The organism is Marinobacter similis (assembly GCF_000830985.1).
In the GTDB taxonomy this organism is placed as follows: Bacteria; Pseudomonadota; Gammaproteobacteria; order Pseudomonadales; family Oleiphilaceae; genus Marinobacter; species Marinobacter similis.
In genome coordinates this window covers 1873713-1893337 of sequence record NZ_CP007151.1, presented here as the reverse complement: position 1 = coordinate 1893337, position 19625 = coordinate 1873713, and the positions used below count along the sequence as shown (strand labels likewise).

The 19625-nt window shown below is 59.5% G+C and carries 15 protein-coding genes, 1 tRNA gene and 3 pseudogenes; 3 read left to right on the top strand and 16 right to left on the bottom strand.

Translation table 11 applies throughout. The features are described 5' to 3' along the window. Positions 1-221: 221 nt before the first annotated feature. Positions 222-308 (top strand) — tRNA-Leu (locus AU14_RS08725). A gap of 235 nt (positions 309-543) precedes the next feature. Here the strand turns inward: AU14_RS08725 and AU14_RS08720 are convergent. The 4 genes and pseudogenes from AU14_RS08720 to mpl form a co-directional block, all read right to left on the bottom strand. Continuing rightward, positions 544-2334, bottom strand: coding sequence for a hypothetical protein (locus tag AU14_RS08720; RefSeq protein ID WP_236744567.1), 1791 nt, complete (start codon positions 2332-2334; stop codon positions 544-546). Between the two features lie 143 nt (positions 2335-2477). Next, the gene (locus tag AU14_RS08715) at positions 2478-3617 is read right to left on the bottom strand and encodes an acyl-CoA dehydrogenase family protein (RefSeq protein WP_041343790.1); all 1140 of its coding nucleotides are present in this window, start codon (positions 3615-3617) and stop codon (positions 2478-2480) included. Positions 3618-3737: 120 nt separating this feature from the next. Then, positions 3738-4390, bottom strand: a pseudogene (locus AU14_RS08710) (flavin prenyltransferase UbiX). Positions 4391-4425: 35 nt separating this feature from the next. Beyond that, positions 4426-5818 (bottom strand): annotated as a pseudogene (gene mpl, locus AU14_RS08705) (UDP-N-acetylmuramate:L-alanyl-gamma-D-glutamyl-meso-diaminopimelate ligase). A gap of 154 nt (positions 5819-5972) precedes the next feature. Here mpl and AU14_RS08700 point away from each other — a divergent pair. After that, positions 5973-7235, top strand: a complete 1263-nt coding sequence (locus tag AU14_RS08700) for a 6-phosphofructokinase (RefSeq protein WP_041340342.1) — start codon at positions 5973-5975, stop codon at positions 7233-7235. 78 nt (positions 7236-7313) lie between these two features. Here AU14_RS08700 and AU14_RS08695 read toward each other — a convergent pair whose 3' ends face one another. Together AU14_RS08695 and AU14_RS08690 are read right to left on the bottom strand one after the other, a co-directional pair. After that, positions 7314-7568 carry a GrxA family glutaredoxin gene (locus AU14_RS08695; RefSeq protein ID WP_041343788.1) on the bottom strand — a complete coding sequence of 85 codons (255 nt, stop codon included), beginning with the start codon at positions 7566-7568 and terminating at the stop codon, positions 7314-7316. 154 nt (positions 7569-7722) lie between these two features. Continuing rightward, positions 7723-9849, bottom strand: coding sequence for a methyl-accepting chemotaxis protein (locus AU14_RS08690; RefSeq protein ID WP_041340340.1), 2127 nt, complete (start codon positions 9847-9849; stop codon positions 7723-7725). 60 nt (positions 9850-9909) lie between these two features. Between AU14_RS08690 and AU14_RS08685 the strand changes: the two genes are divergently transcribed. Continuing rightward, positions 9910-10338 (top strand): YqaA family protein, encoded by a 429-nt coding sequence (locus AU14_RS08685; RefSeq protein WP_041340336.1) that lies wholly within the window; start codon positions 9910-9912, stop codon positions 10336-10338. Here the strand turns inward: AU14_RS08685 and AU14_RS08680 are convergent. The 10 genes and pseudogenes from AU14_RS08680 to nadD form a co-directional block, all read right to left on the bottom strand. Continuing rightward, positions 10293-11726: an ABC1 kinase family protein gene (locus AU14_RS08680; protein ID WP_041340333.1), complete on the bottom strand. Its 1434-nt coding sequence runs from the start codon at positions 11724-11726 to the stop codon at positions 10293-10295. The genes AU14_RS08685 and AU14_RS08680 overlap by 46 nt on opposite strands. 154 nt (positions 11727-11880) lie before the next feature. Then, a pseudogene (gene lipB, locus AU14_RS08675) lies at positions 11881-12509 on the bottom strand (lipoyl(octanoyl) transferase LipB); the annotation flags it as partial. 5 nt (positions 12510-12514) lie between these two features. Then, on the bottom strand, positions 12515-12784 hold the full coding sequence (locus tag AU14_RS08670; protein ID WP_041340331.1) for an HP0495 family protein: 270 nt from the start codon (positions 12782-12784) through the stop codon (positions 12515-12517). 33 nt (positions 12785-12817) lie between these two features. Beyond that, positions 12818-13984 (bottom strand): D-alanyl-D-alanine carboxypeptidase family protein, encoded by a 1167-nt coding sequence (locus AU14_RS08665; RefSeq protein WP_041343786.1) that lies wholly within the window; start codon positions 13982-13984, stop codon positions 12818-12820. A 46-nt stretch (positions 13985-14030) separates the two neighbouring features. Further along, positions 14031-14924, bottom strand: a complete 894-nt coding sequence (locus tag AU14_RS08660; RefSeq protein WP_041343784.1) for a septal ring lytic transglycosylase RlpA family protein — start codon at positions 14922-14924, stop codon at positions 14031-14033. Positions 14925-15033: 109 nt separating this feature from the next. Beyond that, a complete protein-coding gene (gene rodA, locus AU14_RS08655; RefSeq protein WP_041340329.1) occupies positions 15034-16176 on the bottom strand; it encodes a rod shape-determining protein RodA in 1143 nt (380 codons plus the stop codon). Then, the gene (gene mrdA, locus AU14_RS08650) at positions 16176-18071 is read right to left on the bottom strand and encodes a penicillin-binding protein 2 (protein ID WP_041340327.1); all 1896 of its coding nucleotides are present in this window, start codon (positions 18069-18071) and stop codon (positions 16176-16178) included. Before mrdA ends, rodA begins: the two co-directional genes overlap by 1 nt. 8 nt (positions 18072-18079) lie before the next feature. Further along, a complete protein-coding gene (gene rlmH / locus AU14_RS08645; RefSeq protein WP_041340325.1) occupies positions 18080-18550 on the bottom strand; it encodes a 23S rRNA (pseudouridine(1915)-N(3))-methyltransferase RlmH in 471 nt (156 codons plus the stop codon). A gap of 2 nt (positions 18551-18552) precedes the next feature. After that, positions 18553-18903 carry a ribosome silencing factor gene (rsfS, locus tag AU14_RS08640; protein ID WP_041340322.1) on the bottom strand — a complete coding sequence of 117 codons (351 nt, stop codon included), beginning with the start codon at positions 18901-18903 and terminating at the stop codon, positions 18553-18555. 69 nt (positions 18904-18972) lie between these two features. Further along, positions 18973-19623: a nicotinate-nucleotide adenylyltransferase gene (nadD, locus tag AU14_RS08635; RefSeq protein ID WP_041340319.1), complete on the bottom strand. Its 651-nt coding sequence runs from the start codon at positions 19621-19623 to the stop codon at positions 18973-18975. Positions 19624-19625: the final 2 nt, after the last annotated feature.

The window sequence follows — 19625 nt, the reverse complement described above, 5'->3', positions numbered from 1 at the left end:
GGCTCATGTGTATAAGATTTGTGTTGCAGTATAACGTCGTGATGGGGTAGCTGCCTAACAAGGGGAGAAGAATAGGCACAAATACCTGCCCATCTTTTTCGAAACGTTTGACAGCTTTTGTCGGAATTATTAAAGTACGCGCCATCGGTTGAGGGACACACCTCACCGCTGGCAGAAACGTCCAGTTTTTCAACTGACTAACGACGAACTGCAAATCACCTGCCGAGGTGGTGAAATTGGTAGACACGCTAGCTTCAGGTGCTAGTGGGGGCAACCCCGTGGAGGTTCAAGTCCTCTCCTCGGCACCATTTCCTCCCCCAGGAAATGGCGAATTACCCAAATCAAACGATTTTTCAAACGACTACGACCCGCTGATCTGCGTGGCCGGACTGTTTTCGTTATATCTCTTGTGGGCGCTCACCTACTGCAACAGCCCTATCAGGTAATCAGACAGCGACTGATAATCGTATTCGACCCGTGCGTAGGCCGATGTTGGCGTGCGATCAAACTCGCGACCACAGGGCTTGTCGCCGTTATGCCGAGTTAGATAAGCTCCTCGATCAGGTTCGGCTGGGCAGGCGCAAACGCCGAACTTGCCACCGGCGGGTAGTACATCATCCATTCAAAGCCCCGCGTCGAATCCACGTTGCTCAGACCGGCAGTTTGTGGATCCAGGAAGCCGTAACGCAGTAAACGATTGAATGTGACCTCGCCATTGGTGCCGGGATCTAATAGCGTGCGGGTGTCCAGCTCCATTTCCAGATCGCTGAATGACACTGGCTGCGGCTCGTAGCCCGAGTACGTGAACGGCTCTACCGCAGTGACCGCGCCATCTAACCCAGCCATGTCATCCGTCACCTCACACTGCTCACGAGTAGCCGCCAACTGCAACGACATCAACTCAGTCGCGCCCTCGCTCAGGGTGTGAGGGACAAAGCCGGCGATTTCATCTGCAATGGATCCTGACGCAAGAGTCCGCTTGGTCAGCACGGAGCCATCAGGCCGGAAAATGCGAGCCTCAAGCTCAACCCGGTCGTCGCCATCAATTGTCCAGCTGTAGGTCACCTCCGGATTGCCACCCAACTCGCTGGACCCAGCAAAGATGCCCTCATGCTCATGGCAGGTGGTCGCCGTTTCGAAATGGATCTGATCCTTGGCCCAGTCGAAAACGAGCCGCTCATCGATGCCGGGATTGTCGTAATTAATCACACTCTGCTCAGACAGCGCCGCCGAGGGGAACCATTGAGTAGCGAGCCCGGAAACATAGCCATCAACCGCAACCAGTCGAGCCAGCTCTGGCATCGATGGCGCCAGACAGCCATTGGCCGAAATGGACTGGAGCTGCCCTGCCTCGTTGTAGTCAAACAACAGTTCCGCCGACTGTTTCAGATCCGACACGCCGGTTGGCAGGTCGGCTGACAACGTCGGCTGGGCAAGTATGTACTGACGAGTCAGCAAGGTCGGATTACTGAGTTCCAGAGCAACTTCCGGCAACACCAACGATTCCACCGCCACGGTGGCGTATTCGCTGCCGGCCACTTCATCGACGATATTCACGATGTCAGGGGCATGCTGCGCCAACGACACCCCCAGCAAAACCGCCGCATCTGCGCTCAGATAACGCTCGGTCCCGGTGCTGCCGGCATTGGCCAACAGTTGGTTATAGCCATCTGGAATCTGACTCGCCATGAACCGGGCCAGTGCCCGGGCGTACGCGTGGGCACGCTCGTCTTTCGCCTGGACGTAATCCCGCCGGAGGTTCATCCCCACCAGACCTTCCGGAAGATTATGCGTGGACCCTTCTGCCAGCCCAGCCAAGGCCCGAAATCTGGCCAGGGTTGTCAGGGGCGTGACATTGCGCACCCCGGGCGGTGCCGACAGCAGGTAGGCACTGGCAACCGCAACATTCCCGGCCGGCGTTTGCTCCAGGGTCTTGCCCGGCAGCGCCAGGGCGTGCAGCGGGTAATCCCGGGGATCGAGGTCCGGCCCTACTTCCGGATCCTGCTCGAGTTCGGCCACATCGAGGGCAAAGTCGCCGTTTTCACCCGACATTGCCGTCGGCTCGCCGGCTTCAAGCACCACTTCTGCGCCGTTATCCAGGGTAATCGTCATCGGCCCCGGGGTGTGCTGGCCGTCGCCGTCCATATCGAGCCAGACCCGGGCGTTGATCAGGTAACCATCGATGGCCTTGCCGGTGTAGGCCACCGGTTCGCTGTATTCGACACCGTCAAAGTCTCTGCCATCGACAGGCAGGTTGTCGGATTCCTCGCCACACCCGGCCAGACCGAGGGCGAGAACCAGAAGTGACACACTGGGGCAATGGGGAGGCTTCATCACGGCAACCGTTTATCCTTGTTAGAGGTTGTGCCGACACTCTAAGGGATGTGGGAACGGGAGACCTTGATAGGTTTGGCAATTTGTAAACTTTGGTAACTCAACCTGTATAACCCCCGGCGCGCGGCACCGGGGGTTATCGATCAGAACGAGCGGGCAACAATTTCCTTCATGATTTCGTTGGTGCCGGCGTAGATTCGCTGCACCCGGGAATCAGCCCAGGCGCGCGCGATCGGGTATTCCCACATATAGCCGTAGCCACCGTGCAACTGCACGCATTCATCCATCACCTTGCACTGGAGATCCGTGGTCAGCTGCTTGAGCATGGCAGCGGTCGGGATATCCAGCTTCTTGTCCAGGTGCAGTTCCAGGCAGCGATCGGTGAACACGCGCGCGGCGGTAATTTCAGCCTTCATTTCAGCCATCTTGAACCGGGCATTCTGGAATGCGATGACCGGCTTATCGAAGGCCTTACGCTCTTTCACGTAATCGAGAGTCCACTGCCATGCAGCCTCCGCAGCGGCAACCGCCGACAACGCCACCTGCAGGCGCTCAGCCGGCAGCTCCTGCATCAATTGCACAAAACCCTGGCCTTCCATGGAACCCAGCAGATGGGTGGCGGGCACTTTCACATCCTGGAAAAACAGTTCCGACGTGTCCTGGGCTTTCATACCTACCTTGTTAAGGTTCTGGCCCTTCTCAAACCCTTCCCAAGCCGCCTCAACCAACAGCAAGCTCGTCCCCTTGGCGCCCGCTTTCGGGTCGGTCTTGGCGACCACGATCACCAGGTCCGCCAGCTGGCCGTTGGTGATGAAGGTTTTGGAGCCGTTCAGTACATAGTGGTCGCCGTTCTTGACCGCCGTGGTCTTTACGCCCTGCAGATCGGACCCGGCACCGGGCTCGGTCATGGCGATGGCGGTGACCATCTCACCGGAGACAAGCTTGGGCAGGTAGTGCTGCTTCTGTTCTTCCGAGCCGTAATTCAGAATGTACGGCGCCACGATGTCAGAGTGCAGGCCCCAGCCGATGCCGGTCAGCCCGGCGTAGGCAACTTCCTCCATGACCACCGCGCTGTAGCGAAAATCCGCACCTACTCCACCGTACTCTTCCGGCATGGTCGGGCACAAAAAGCCCAGCTCACCGGCCTTGCGCCACAGCTCACGACTGACCTGGCCGTCTTTCTCCCACTGCTCGTGGTAGGGTGCCGCCTCCTGCTCAAGGAATTTACGGACGGAATCGCGGAAGCCTTCGAGATCGGCGTCGAATAGTGTACGTGGAATCATGGTGAACCTCGGTGAGTAACCCGTATTGTGATTGTCGTTCACCAAGTCTCGGCCGGGCGGCCGTTTCACTCAATGGTGAAAACCATCAATCGGGCTGACCAAAACCATCGGCGGCCGGCGTCAGTCCTGACTGTTACGCTTACTCTCCGAGCGGGCTTCGCCCCAGCGCGGCATCAGGTCCTGAGCAATTCCGAGGTGGTCCAACAGGCGGGCAACGATAAAGTCGACCAGATCCTGGACCGAGTCCGGCTTATGGTAGAAGCCGGGGCTGGCCGGCATGATGACCGCGCCCATTCGGGTCAGCTTCAGCATGTTCTCCAGGTGCACCTCGGAGAACGGCGCCTCCCGGGGCACCAATATCAGCTGCCGGCGCTCTTTCAGGCGACGTCGCCGGCCCGCTCAATCAGGTTGTCGCTGGCGCCGGTGGCCAGCGCTGACAAGGTGCCGGTACTGCATGGGCACACCACCAGCGGGGCTTTTTCACCGGACCCGGACGCCGGTGGCGCAAACCAGTCGTCACGTCCGAATACCAGAATCTGCCCGGGCCTGGCGTCCGCCCAGTCGGTCAGGAACTCCTGCATAGCCGGCGGTGTGCCCGGCAGTTTCAGCTCGGTTTCGGTGGCAATCACCACCTGGGCCGCCCGGCTGACCATGACATTGACCCGACAACCCGCCGCCACCAGGCATTGCAAAAGGCGCATGCCATACTGGGCACCCGATGCGCCGGTAAAAGCCAGATTGACGGTTCGCGCCTGCGCTGCGGTTTCAGTCATGGTTCGCCTTGATCATAGGTGTGATAGCGGAAGAATCAGCCCTGAATACGCTCGAGTTCGGCAACAAGTTTACCGTGGATACCGCCAAAACCGCCGTTGCTCATAATCACAATGTGGCAAGGCGCGGCAGATCGTCCAACACCTGGCCAATCAGGGCTTCGACTGAGGCCTCGACCCGGTGCCGCCCCTCATCTTCATGCGCGGCTTGCCACTCGGCGACCAGTGCCGGCAGCCAATCCATGTTGTTGAGGTTAGCCCAAAGCACCCGGTCTGCCATGGCCGCGCTAGGCAGCAGTGTCTGCTGGTGCACACCCTGCTTCATGGTGTTGGAGCGCGGCTCGATCAACGCCACAATCGGCTCGTCACCGACCTGCGCTCGCAAGCCTTCAAGTGTGGTCGCGATCGCGGTTGGATGATGGGCAAAGTCATCGTAGACCCGGACGCCGCCCACATCAGCCAGCAACTCCATGCGCCGCTTGACGCCGGAGAACCGGCACAGGGCTGCAACAGCATGGTCCGGCGTGATGCCACATGGCGCGCTGCGGCGATGGCAGACAGCGCATTGCGCACATTGTGCATGCCGGTCTGCGACCACTTCAGGGTGGCCACCGGCTGCTCATGGTGAATCACCATAAACCGGCTACCGTCCTCAGAAAGCAGCTCAGCTCGCCAGTCGCAGGTTCGGGGCGTTTCACTGCCAATGGCGGTGTCCTGAACCGGACTCCAGCACCCCAGCTCCAGGGCATTGTCCAGATGCGAGTCCACGGCCGGGCGAATCACCAGGCCCTGGGACGGCACGGTGCGCACCAGGTGGTGGAACTGTCGTTCGATGGCCTCAACGTTGTCGAAGATATCGGCGTGGTCAAATTCCAGGTTATTGAGAATCAGAGTGTGCGGCCGGTAATGGATAAACTTGGAGCGCTTGTCGAAAAATGCACTGTCGTATTCATCCGCCTCGATGACAAAGAAATCGCTGTTTCCGAGCCGCGCCGACACCGGGAAATCGTTAGGCACGCCGCCTACGAGGTAACCGGGCTGGAATCCGGCCTGCTCCAGAATCCACAACAACATGGAAGTGGTGGTGGTTTTTCCATGGGTACCCGCAACCGCCAGAACCCAACGATGCCGCAGCACTTCCCGGGCCAGCCACTCCGGCCCCGACATGTAATCGATGTTCCGGTTAAGCACCGCCTCCACTTCGGCATTACCGCGGGACATGGCATTACCGACCAGCACCAGGTCGGGTTTAGGCTCTAAATGATCGGCGCTATAGCCTTCCATCAACCGAATGCCCTGGGCCTGTAGCTGGGTGCTCATCGGCGGGTACACGCCCTGATCGGAGCCGGTCACCGTATGACCGAGCTCCCGGGCCAGTACCGCGAGGCTGCCCATGAAGGTGCCACAGATTCCCAGGATATGAATATGCATTCCGTTACTGCCTCTGTCATTGAAACCCGACAAGCCTCCCGTATCCGTCCGAGCCCGTCAAGAGCCGCGCCATCCGCAATCCTGCTCATGAAAATCGACGCGGTTTGGCGTATCATCTGCGCCTACGTTGAATCAGAGGAGGCTCCAGCCCAAGATGGCCATCAAGAACGCATTCTACGCTCAGTCTGGCGGTGTCACCGCCGTCATCAATGCCAGTGCCTGCGGTGTCATCCAGACCGCCCGCAAACACCCGGACAAGATCGGCAAGGTCTTCGCCGGCCGCAACGGCATTATCGGGGCGCTGCAGGAAGAGCTGATTGATACCAGCCTTGAAACTGATGAAGCCATCCAGGAACTGATCCACACTCCAGGTGGTGCGTTTGGTTCCTGCCGTCACAAGCTCAAGAACATCTCCGAGAACCGCCGCGAATACGAGCGTCTGATTGAGGTGTTCCGCGCCCACGACATCGGTTACTTCTTCTATAACGGTGGCGGCGATTCCCAGGACACCGCTTACAAGGTGTCGCAGATTGGCGAGAAGATGGGCTACCCCATCACCTGTATTGGCGTACCCAAGACCGTCGACAACGACCTGCCATTCACCGACTGCTGCCCGGGCTTTGGCTCTGTGGCCAAGTACATTGCCACCTCCACCATGGAAGCCAGTCTGGACATCAAGTCCATGTGCGAAACCTCCACCAAGGTGTTTATCCTGGAAGTGATGGGGCGCCACGCTGGCTGGATTGCGGCATCCGGCGGTCTGGCTGGCCAGGGTGAAGGCGAGCCGCCTCACATCATCCTGTTCCCGGAAATCCCGTTTGATCGCGAAGCCTTCCTGGCCCGTGTTGATCACTGCGTGAAGGAATACGGTTACTGCGTGGTAGTGGCTTCCGAGGGTGCCCAGTACGAAGACGGCCGCTTCCTGGCCGACGCTGGTGCCAAGGATGCCTTTGGCCACACCCAGTTGGGTGGCGTAGCACCTGCACTGGCCAACATGGTAAAGCAGGCCCTGGGCCACAAGTACCACTGGGCCGTTGCCGATTACCTGCAACGCAGTGCCCGCCACATTGCCTCGGCCACAGACGTCAAGCAGGCCTACGCGGTCGGCGAAGCCGCCGTGGAAATGGCCATCAATGGCAAGCAGGCGCTAATGCCTACCATCGTCCGCGAGCAGGCTAAACCCTACCGCTGGAAGATCGGCGAAGCGCCCCTGAGCGAAGTCGCCAACCAGGAAAAGAAGATGCCGATTCACTACATCACCGATGACGGATTTGGCATCACCCAGGATTGCCGCGATTACCTGCAGCCGCTGATTGAGGGCGAAAGCTTCCCGCCATTCGATAACGGGCTGCCGCGAGTAGCGAAGCTGAAGAATCAGCTGGTCGAAAAAAAGCTGAAAACGCCGTTCCAGATCTGAACTATTTGAACGATCTGAAGGCATAGAAAAACGCCCGGCGCTCAACGCGACCGGGCGTTTTTTCTTTGGGGCCTGAACTCAGTTCTGGAGCACGGCTTCCCGACTACGGACGAACTGGAAAAATTCGTCACACCCACCGACGTACTCGTCACCAACCAGGATCTGCGGCACGGTGTGGACGGGCCGGCCAATCTTCTCGGCAATGTCTGCCTTGCTCAACCCTTCAGCCGCAATGTCGATCCAAGTGTGGGCCAGCCCCTTGGCCTCGCAAAGACTCTTCGCCCGGACACAGAACCCGCAGCTGGTGCGACCGTAAATTGTTACATGATCCATCAGGACCTCCTGAAATACGGAAATTTGCGCGTAACGCATTCGTGAAATCTTGGGCGCTATGATCGCACGATCGGGAAAAATTGAAAATTGATGCTCTGAATCAGGGTCATAGCGCAGGACCATACCGCCGGCCCCGGCCATGCCCACCCTGCCCTCAGGTCTTCAGGCGACCCAGCTCCCGCTCCAGCACTTGAACCTGTTCATCCAGGGTGGATCCGCTGCCCTTGACCCGGGACGCCAGCTCACGCAAATCATTGGCAGCGTCGCCGATGTGGGTCAGGTTGCGGTTAATCTCCTCACTGACCGAGCTCTGTTCCTCGGCCGCCGTGGCCACCTGGGTAACGTGCTCGACAATGGTGCCGATACGCTCGACCACCGTCGCCAGCGAGTGAGCAGCTTCCTGGGTGCCATCGACCGCAGATGAGGCACGTTCAACGCCATTCTCGATCACCGATACCGCGCCGTTCACATCCACTTTCAGGCCATCAATCATCTCGCTGATCTCGTCCGTGGATTGCCGGGTGCGCTGGGCCAGGGTCCGGACTTCGTCAGCAACCACCGCAAATCCCCGGCCCTGCTCGCCGGCCCGGGCCGCTTCAATGGCGGCGTTCAGCGCCAGCAGGTTGGTCTGCTCGGCAACACCGCGAATCACGTCCAGAATCCGGTTGATGTCCTCACTGCGGCTGGCCACGTGACCAATGGCAGTGCTGGCCTGGCCCATATCGGTGGAGACCGCGTTCACGCCACTGACTGCCGCCTGCAAGGTGTCCTGGGTAAATCGAATGCCGTCCTGGGCCATGCGCGCGTTTTCGGCGGCATCGCCGGCAAAGCCGGCCACCTCACCGGCCGCCGCCGACATCTCATTCATCGCGGTCACCACACTGTCGATGTCCTGGTGCTGGCGCGAAGTCTGCTCGTCTGTCTCCAGAGCAATGGCGCCTACGCCCCGGGCCTGCTCACGGACCTGTGAGTTCACGTCCTTCAGGTCGTTGATCATGCCCCGCAGCCGGCCCAGGAAGGTGTTGAACCCACCCGCCAGGTCAATCAGCTCGGCGTGGGTGTCGATGTCCAATTCCCGTGTCAGATCACCTTCGGCACTGGCCAGGTTCTGCATCCGATCGCGGATTTCGTTCAACGGCCGGGTCACCGAGCGAACCAGCACAATCAGGACCAGCGTGGCCAATACCACGACCACGATACCAACCACGGTCTGATCGGTGGCAGTCGCGGCCACTTCATCCTTCAGCAAACGCGTCATCTCCTGCACGCCGGCCAGGGCCGCGTCCCGGGGCAGCTCGATCAGCAACGACCATTGGCTATTAGCCAGGTTGATGTCCACCGGGTAGGACACGGCCAGGGTTTCACCGTCGTCGAAGCTGCCCTCGCCCTGGTGCAATTGCACAAATTCATCCGCCAATTCCGGCAAGGCTTCGTTCAGCGGGCGGCCCAGCTGGTCCTGGTAATGACTGGATGCGGCGATCAGGCCGCGCTGGCTCAGCAGAGTTACTCGGGACTGGCCATCAAACAGGGTCTGGCTGACTTCGGTGATGGCCTGCTGCAGAGTGGTCAGGTTGAGATCGGTTCCGGTCACGCCGGCGAACTCACCATCATCCAGGATGGGGATGACGAGACTGGTCATCAGCTCGGTGTAGCCTTTCTCAATTTCGTACTCGTACGGCTCCATGATGCACGGGGTCTTCGATTCAAGAGAGCACAGGTACCACTCGCCGTCGCGGATGCCGAATTCGTTGCGGGTTTCCAGGTACTTGAACGCAGTGTCTTCCGAGCGGTTAAACACTACGTTGCCATCCGGTCCCCGGTAGTAATAGATTTCCAGGGTGCCGTCGTTGCTGCTGTGCTCTTCAACCCCGCCAGTGAAATACCGATCCTGACCATCGTAGGCGTCCGGCTCGAAATGGGCGTAGATAGAGCTCAGGCTGGTCTGTTCCTCCAGGATTGCGCCGATGGTCTCCTGCATGTCCCGGCGGCTAATCCGACCTGAACTGTCGGCCTGGATATTGCGCGTGATAATATTGCGCACCACCTCGGGCGTGCGATAAGCCGTGGCAAACTGACCGCTGACCAGCTCGCCGTACTTGCCTGCGGTTGCACTCAACTGGTCCATGACAATGCCCTGCACCGTGTCCCTGGCTTCCGACGTCAACCGGTCTTCCATGCTGGCGAGTGACATCTGGGCGGTGACAACAATACTGATACCCAGCACCAGCAATAGGGAAATCACCAGGGCATAGAGTTTGAACTGAAGGGAAAGCTGTTTCATCGTGGGGCAACCTGTTTGTCGCGGCAGCAACATTGTGAATTTCAAATCGAGGAGACCTGATTGGCGTATCTGACGCTTTTCCTGACGGCGTTTGCGGCCGCAACATTACTTCCGGCCTACTCGGAAATCATGCTGGGTACAATGGTGACGCAGGGATTTTCGTACTGGTGGCTGTGGTTTTCAGCCACCCTCGGCAACACGCTCGGCTCCGTTGTTAATGGGATTATCGGCCGGCAAGTCGATCGCTTTAAGGATAAAAAGTGGTTTCCTATCAGCGAAATGCAACTGCATCGCGCACGCAACCGGTTCAACCGTTACGGTCAGTGGTCATTGCTTCTGGGCTGGCTGCCGCTGGGGGGCGATGCGCTCACGCTGGTGGGAGGCATCATGCGGGTGCCCTGGCTTAATTTCGTTATCCTGGTGGCCATCGGCAAGGGCCTTCGCTACGCCTTCGTGCTCTGGCTGGTCGCCGAGGCATCCTCACCGTAGAGGTATTTGCGCAGCAATGGCTCGCCGTTAAATTCCGAGTGCAGCACGGCGACAAAGGTATACACGCCAATCAGTTTGCGATTGAGAAACACAAACTCCTTGGGCGGCACCCGGAAATACCGGCTGATGGCCGAGCGGGCCGCCTGACGGGCCACCCGTGACGGCAAATCACTCTGTTTCCAGCGGTACTGACCCTGGCTGTTTACCGCGTAATCCGGCCACTGGTCATGGTCCGAGGCCAGCGGTTCCAGTACCGACATGCACACGTTGCCGAAGGTTTCCAGCACGTCCCGGGGCCAGTCCAGGCTCATGAACCGCAGCTTTACGCCACCATCGATCACCGCTTCCAGGTCCTGCTCATAGGAAGCCCGGATCATCTGTCGAACCGGATCCAGGAACCGGTCGGAGTAGGATTGTACGGCGCCAAAATCGAGCAGCACGATGCGGTCGTAGCCGGGGTCTTCCCCTTCTTCGCCCGCAATCCGGATTCGGTAGTTGCCAAAGTTGGGATCGGTCTGGATTTCGCCCCAAACGAAAAGCTCCCGGAAAAACAGCTCCAGGGCGGCTTTGCCCAGCGCACTGCGACGCTCCAGGGGCAATTCCTTGACCGGCCCCGAACTCACTGAATGACCATGTTCGTAGGTAGAGGCAATGACGTGGGCGCTGGAGTATTCCTGAAGCACCCGCGGTACGATAAAGCGCGGATCAGAGGCCAGCATTTCCCGGAACTTTTCGGTGGTCCGGGCCTCCAGTCGATAATCCACCTCCCGGTGCATCATGTCCCGGACTTCCTCCAGCCAGTCATTGAACTCTGGACCGAAACTGACTAACCGGGCAATTTTCAATAGCTGAGCAACGGAGTTCAGGTCGCTGTCGACCGCATCAGCGACCCCGGGGTATTGAACCTTCAACACCAGTTCCAGGCCGTCACTGCGGCGCACGGCCCGGTGTACCTGACCCAGCGATGCCGCGCCGATGGGCTCGGGATCAACCTCCAGCTCCGCCAGGCGCGCCGCCCCCAACTCCTCTTTCAGCACCCGCTCAATGGCGGACCATTCCAGCGAGGTGGTCTGATCCTCGAGCGTGTGCAGGGCTTCAGTGACTTCGTCCGGAAGGAAGTGCTCCCCATACAGCGCCATGACCTGCCCAATCTTGACCACGCTGCCTTTAAGCTGACCCAGTTCATCCACCAAAAAGCGCGCCTGACTCGAAAGCATGGCGCGATGCTTCTGTTCCCGCTTTTCGCGATTGCTGAACCAATTGGTGGCCATGTGCGAGGCCATGCGGGTACCGGCATACAAACCGGCGCGGGTGAGACTGAGCCGGCGCTCGAAGCTGCCGGTTTTAATGCGGGAGACCGATTTTCCTGGACGTCTGCTGGCTGACATGCGTGACCTGTCGGGATCCGAGAATTTCACCGCCACCGGCGGCTCTGTTCATTATACGGATGCGGTGCCAATCTGACCTACCTCTATCGACTCGGCAAGAGCGGCCACCGGGCCAATGCAAGAGTGACCCGATGCAGGGGTGGCGCTTACCAGCCTGGCGGTGGTCAACTGCTGATGCGCCGAGACCGGCGACCAGCTGGGCCGCCAGGCGACGCTCAAGCTCGGGCACGGTGGCATCGGGGCTGAAATCGGAGACCTGACTCATGGGCAGGCCGGCGTAGCCACAGGGATTGATGCGGCGGAAGGGTTCCATGTCCATGGCCACGTTCAGGGCCAGGCCGTGGAACGAACAACCGCGCCGGACCCGCAGCCCGAGCGAGGCAATCTTGGATTCGCCGACATAAACGCCGGGCGCATCCGCCCGGGGCGCAGCCTCGATATCCAGCTCGGCCAGTGTGCGAACAATGGCCTGCTCGATCTGGTCCACCAGCGCCCGCACTCCAAGCTTACGCCTGCTCAGATCAATCATCAGATAGATCACCAACTGACCCGGACCGTGATAGGTGACCTGACCGCCCCGGTCCACCGGGATAACCGGAATGTCGCCGGGGGCAAGAATATGCTCGGCCTTGCCCGCCTGCCCCTGGGTATACACCCGGGGATGCTCCAGACACCAGAGTTCGTCGGTGACGGTTTCATCCCGCTCGGCGGTGAAGGCCTTCATGGCTCCCAGGTTTCCATGTAGGGCTGCTGCCCCAGTGAACGAACGATCAGGTCGGCCATTGTGTTTACAGCACCATGTGAACTCGGCCGCTAGCCTTGAGCTCTTCAAACAGCGCTTTGAGCTGGGCTTCCCCGGTCGCCACGATGGTCAGCTGAACAGATGAAAACCGCCCTTTGCTGCTGTCGTTCACCGCGATTCTGTCCTCGGTAATCCCCGGCGCATGCCGCTCGACAACCTCGACCACAAAGTCGGTGAAATCCGGTGCGGCATTGCCGATGACCTTGATGACGTAGTCACAGGGAAATTCAATTTTAGGTGCGTTCGGCTCACTCATGCCGTCAATACTCCCGGAGGCATAGCGTCCCCCTCACTGAAACAACTGAACGAAAAAGAGCTTGATGGCATCCCAGATGCGCTTGAAGAAGCCGCCTTCGGGAACTTCCGTCAGGGCCTGTACCGGCTGGTCAACCAGAACCTCACCGTTCAGGGAAACCTTCACCCGGCCCAGCTCGTCTCCCACCTTGATGGGCGCTTTAATCACAGAATCAAGGTCAACCGTGGATTCCAGGTCATTGCGTGAGCCCCGGGGAATGGTCACGAACACATCGTCCGTCAGGCCAACAGACACCTGATCGGCCTGACCCGACCAGACGTCGGCCTTCATCACTTCCTGGCCGGTCCGGAACAGGCGTTCGCTCTCGTAGTAGCGGAAGCCATAGTTCAGCATCTTCTGGACTTCCTGGGAGCGGGATTCGGAGCTGCTGGTGCCCATCACCACGGCAATAAACCGGGAATCATTACGTTTCGCCGAAGCCACCAGGCAGTAACCCGCTTCCTCGGTGTGGCCGGTCTTGAGGCCATCAACCGTATCGTCCCTCCACAACAGGCTGTTGCGGTTGGGCTGACGGATATTGTTGTAGGTGAAATGCTTCTCCGCGTAAATCGGGTAGTTTTCCGGGTAATCATTGATGATGGCCCGCGCCAGAATGGCCAGGTCGTAGGCGGTGGAGAAGTGCTCCGGCGACGGCAGGCCGGTGGCGTTTTCAAAATTGGTACCCTTCATGCCCAGCAGTTGGGCCTGCTGATTCATGATGTCGACAAACGCGTCCTCACTTCCAGCAACAAATTCGGCCAGCGCCACCGACGCATCGTTACCTGACTGGATGATCACGCCTTTAAGCAGGGTCTCAACCGGCACGCTGGTGCCTTCACGGACGAAGGTCCGGGAACCCTCGGTTTTCCAGGCGCGGACGCTGATCGGCACCATATCCGACATGCTGATCCGCCCCTCATCCAGCTCACGCTCGACAATGTACGCGGTCATCATCTTGGTCAGACTGGCCGGCGGCAGCCGCTCATGGCTGTTTTCTTCCATGATGATGCGACCACTCTTGGGGTCCATCAGCACGTAGGAGCTGCCGGCAATCTGCGGCGGCGAGGGAATCAGAACTGACTGCGCTGTCGTTTTTCCAACCAGCGCCAGCGTCAGAACCAACAGGATCGAACAGGAACGGAGCAATGATTTTAGGGCCATGGGTTCAGTCATTTGTCGTTTGAGTGTGTGTCTTTCTGGTTGTTTATCAGTGTGAATCAGTCAGCATAATCGATTGGGCGAAGCCCCGGGATTCCAGCAGGCTCTGTGCCTTCCGGGCACTGGTTTCGTCGGCAAACGGGCCTACCTGTACACGGTGGAAGCGGCCCGAGCTGGTATCAATGGACCGGACCCGCAGCGGGCTCTCAACGATAGCCTGGGCCCTGTCCCTGAGTTTCTCCGCCGGACCACGGCTGCTGAACGAGCCCAGCTGAACAAACAGAGCATCACCGCCGGTGGCCATCTCGCCGCTGGCAACCACCTGGGTCTCAGGATAGTTCACGGCGTTTCCGGGCATGAACGGCTGACCCGCCAGCGACATCGAGCCATCCTGCCGGACAGTGATTGCTGCCACCTCGACCCGGGCGGTGCCCCGGGACTGGTAGCCCAGCTTTTTTGCCGCAGCGTATGACAGATCAATCAGCCGGTCGCCATGGAACGGGCCACGATCGTTCACCCGAACAATAACCGAACGTCCGTTATCCAGGTTCGTCACCCGGGCATATCCCGGAATTCTAAGGGATTTATGGGCCGCAGACATTGAGTACATGTTAAAGGTTTCGCCATTCGACGTCTTGTGGCCATGAAACTTCTCGCCGTACCAACTGGCAGTACCCCGGGCTACATAGCCATCATTGCTGCCAAGCACCTGATACTGCTTGCCCCATACCGTGTACGGTGACTTGTTGCCAGCCCGGCGCGGCGCCTCGTAGACCGGCTTGGCATCAGACAACCCGGAGGCATCAAAATTGCCCGAGGGCGCCCGATCCTGGGAAATGCTGTAACGGGAAGAATGGTCAGTTTCCGGCGATGACGCGCACCCGGCAAGAAACAGGGCCAATGACAGCGCCAAAAGGGATGAGAACGAAGGCTTGAAAATCACAGTCCGGAAATCCTCTTGCACAACGGCCACCAAATCAACGGGTGGGCAGCCGTGACTTATTGTAACGGGTTATAACCAGGGTTCACCATTACCCACTCGCCACCTTTACTCAGGCGCTGATCATCCGGCGGTGGGTGTGAATGGACATCAGGACACCAAAGGCCGCCATCAGAGTAACACCGGAAGTGCCGCCATAACTGATCAATGGCAGTGGTACCCCTACCACCGGCAGCAGGCCACTGACCATGCCGACGTTAACAAAGATGTAGATGAAGAAGGTCATGGTCAGGGCACCGGCCAGCAGGCGACTGAACGAATCCTGGGCGGTGGCGGCGATGTAGAGACAGCGCAGGATAATCAGCACGTACACCAGCATCAGCACCAGCATGCCAATGAAGCCAAACTCCTCCGCCAGCACCGCGACGATGAAATCAGTGTGACTCTCAGGCAAGAACTCCAGATGGGACTGGGTGCCTTGTAGCCAGCCCTTGCCGTCAACGCCGCCGGAACCTATAGCGGTTTTCGACTGAATGATGTTCCAGCCAGCGCCCAATGGATCGCTCTGGGGATCCAGCAAGGTCAGCACGCGCTGCTTCTGATACTCGCGCATGACGAAGAACCACATCATCGGAGCCGAGACCGACACCAGACCTACGAAAGCCAGAATCAGCTTCCAGCTGATACCCGCGAAGAAAACCACAAACAGACCTGCCATGCCGACCAGCAACGAAGTGCCCAGGTCCGGCTGCTGAATGATCATCATCATGGGGACCAGCACGATGGCCAGCCCGACGATGACATGGCGGAAACGGGGTGGCAGAAAATGCCGCGACAGGTACCAGGCCGCCATCATCGGCACCACCAGTTTCATCAACTCCGAGGGCTGGAATCGGGGCAGCCCGGGAATGGCCAGCCAGCGTTGGGCGCCCTTGGCCCCGACACCGACGAGCAGTACCGCCAACAAAGCTGCAATACCGGCCGCATAAAGCCAGGGCGCCCAACGCCGAAACACGGAGGGGTCGAGCTGGGCGAACACCAGCATCACCACAAAGGCGACGCCGAGTCTGATCCCCTGCGCCTTGACGACCTCGATGTTGCGGTCGGCGCCACTATAGAGGATGAATAAGCCACCGGAGACCAGCACCAGCAGCAGGAACAGCAGGATGGGATCCAGGTGCAGCGCTGACCAGATACCACGGGGCCGGCCGAGCGGATTGGTGGCAGTAGAATCAATGAAATCGTTCAGGGCCATTACTCCCCTCCCCCGGAGTCGACGCTGCCCACCAGCGCCTCGTCATCTGACTGCTGGAACTCCAGCAACCAGGCGTCGAACAGTTCGCGGGCCACGGGCGCCGCCGTGCTGCTGCCGCCACCGCCATTCTCGACAATGACAGCGACTGCGATTTCCGGATTCTCAACCGGTGCAAAGCCGACAAACAGCGCGTGATCCCGAAGCCGCTCCCGTATCTCCTCGGCATCGTATTCCTCGTCCTCAGCCAGACTGAAGACTTGCGCCGTACCGGTCTTGCCCGCCATACGGTATGGTGCGCCAGCCCCGGCCCCACGCGCCGTACCTTTGCGACCGTGCATGACCTCCGCCATGGTGTCGACCACATACTCCCAATCACTGGGGTCCTTCAGTTTCAGGGGTTCGTGATTGCTATCGGGCAAGAAGCCAGACACCGAGGTGTCACCATCAATATCTTTCAGCAACCGGGGCTCGGCCCAGGTACCCCGGTTGGCAATCAGAGAGGTGGCGGTAGCCAGTTGCAGCGGCGTCGCCAGCATGAAACCCTGGCCAATTCCCAGGTTCACCGAGTCACCTGGATACCAGGGTTCGTTACGCGTCGCCCGCTTCCAATCCCGAGACGGCAACAAACCACTGAGGGCGCCAGACACATCCAGGGCAGCATCTTCACCAAAGCCAAAGCGCGACAGATAGTTATACATAGTGTCCACGCCCATTTTCACCGCGATTTCATAGAAGTAGACGTCACAGGATTCGGCCATGGCGTCCATCAAGTCAACCCAGCCGTGACCGGACCTCTTCCAATCCCGGTACCGGCGGCCGGATTCATTCAGCTTGAAATAGCCAGGGTCCCAGATGGTGTAGTCTCGGGTCGTCGCGCCACTGTCCAGAGCCGCGATCGCCAACATAGGCTTCATGGTGGAACCGGGAGGGTACTGGCCGCGCAGCGCGCGGTTGAAAAGCGGCTTATCCCGGCTCTCGCTAAGCTCGCGATAGTCCGCGACACTGATCCCGGTGACAAACTTGTTGGCATCGAAACCGGGCACGCTGGCCAGCGCCAAGATGCCGCCAGTTGCTGGCTCGATTGCCACGATGGCACCGCGCCGGCCGTCCAACAGTTCGTGGGCGCGTTTCTGCAGCCTCAGGTCGAGATGCAACTGCAGGTCTTCGCCCGGCACCGGATTCTCTCGCTCCAATACCCGCAAGGTACGGCCGCGGGCATTAGTTTCCACGTGCTGATATCCAACCTGCCCGTGCAGGACTTCCTCGTAGAAGCGCTCGATTCCAGACTTGCCGATATAGTTGGTGCCAGCGTAATTAACCGGGTCGATGCGCTGCAGCTCATCCCGGTTGATGCGGCCAACAAAGCCCAGGGCGTGGGCAGTAAGTTCACTGTGGGGGTAATACCGAACCAGCTCGGCCTTGACCTCAACCCCGGGCAACTGGTGCCGATGCACGGCCAAACGAGCCATTTCCTGCTCATCTAGGTCGTAGCGTAGCGGGATTTCCTGGAATGGACGACGGGGCTCCTGCAGGCGACGCTGGAAGCGTTCAAGGTCTTCTTCAGAGACATCCAGAATGCGGTCGAGTTGAGTCAGTGTCTCGGACATGCCGTCCACCCGCTCAGGCACCAGGGTGACACTGAACACCGGGCGATTTTCCGCCAGCAGGGTCCGATTGCGATCGTAGACAAGTCCCCGGGGCGGCGGGACGGATTGGACCTGCACCCGGTTCTTGTCGGACAGGGTGGTATACACCTCGTGCTCGACAATTTGCAGCTGGTACATTCGGGCCAGCAAGGCGCCAATCAGCATCAGCACGAACGTCAGCATAACCAGGGTGCGGCGCTGGAACAAACGGCGTTCGGCGGCAGTATCCTTGAATTCACCCCACGGCATACCCGCCCCTATGCCCGGTGATACGGGTGGTTACGGGTAATCGACCAGGCCCGGTACAGTTGCTCGGCAAGCAGAATACGAACCAGAGGATGGGGCAGCGTCAGGGGCGAGAGCGACCATTGCTGGTCGGCACGTTGACGGCAGGCGTCGGCCAGGCCATCAGGACCACCGACGAAGAAACTGACATCGCGGCCATCCTGCTGCCAGTTCTCAAGCTGACTTGCCAACTTTTCCGTGGACCAGGGACGACCACCAACCTCAAGCGCGACGACCCGGTCCTTCGAGCCGGACGCGGCCAGCAGAGCTTCGCTCTCGCGTTGCATCAGTCTGGGGATATCCGGGTTTTTGCCCCGGTGTGCCAAGGGGATTTCGACCAGTTCCAGCGGCAGTTCCGGCGGCATCCGGCGGGCGTAATCATGATACCCGGCACTGACCCAGTCGGGCATCTTCTGCCCCACGCAGATCAGACGTAAGCGCATGCTTATTCGCTGCCCGCAACACCAAGATCCGGGGCATCACGCCAGAAGCGCTCCAGATCGTAGAACTCGCGCGTGGCGGGCATCATGACGTGAACAATCACATCGCCCAAATCCACCAGGATCCAGTCGCTCACAGTGTCACCTTCCACGCTGTTGGCGCGAATGCCTTCGTCCCGGGCGTCCGAGACCACTGAATGGGCGAGGGATTTCACATGTCGGTTGGATGTTCCGGATGCCAGAACCATGAAGTCGGTGACACTGGTACGGTCACGGACATCAATTACGCTGATGTCCTGTGCTTTCACATCTTCGAGCGCGTTAACTACCAGATCTTTCAGTTGTTCTGCCTGCATAATCACCCTGTTAGACGGGCGTCAGCCGAAGTGGCCGCCCGAAAAGTCTATTCAGACGCGATTGTAGCACTAAAAGTTGCCATCGGGGCAGGCTCGATAGAGCCCCTGACGACGAATCTCCTGCCACACCGAATCCGGGACCAGATAACGGGGTGACCGCCCGGCTTCGATCCGTTCGCGGATGCCGGTCGCAGAAATCTCCAGCAGTGGCAGCTGCAGGTCCAGCATCAAGCCGCAAGGCTGGCCATGCAAGGCCTGAGGGTCAGACACCCGGCGCTCGGCCAGCATCGCCGCTGGCAATCCATCCGGGTCGAGCTCAGCCCCGGGCCGACGAACCACAACAATGTGGGCAAGCTCGGGAATGGACTGCCACTCCCGCCAACGGTCAAAACTGGCAAACGAGTCGGTTCCAACCACCATGGTCAGGGGGTGCTCAGGCCCCAGCTCTTCACGCAACTGGCGCAGAGTATCGGCGGTATATGACGCCCCTGCCCGCTTGAGTTCGCGCTCATCGACGCGCAGCTGGGCTTCCCCAGCCAGTGCCAGCTCCAGCAGCCGCAACCGCTGTTCGGCAGAAGCCCCGGTATCACCTCGGTGCGGCGGAATGTGGCACGGCACCAGATTGATCGGTACAACTTCCAACCGATCACTGATCTCAAGGGCCAGCCGAAGGTGTCCGTGATGAATCGGATCGAAGGTGCCGCCATAGATCACATGCATTG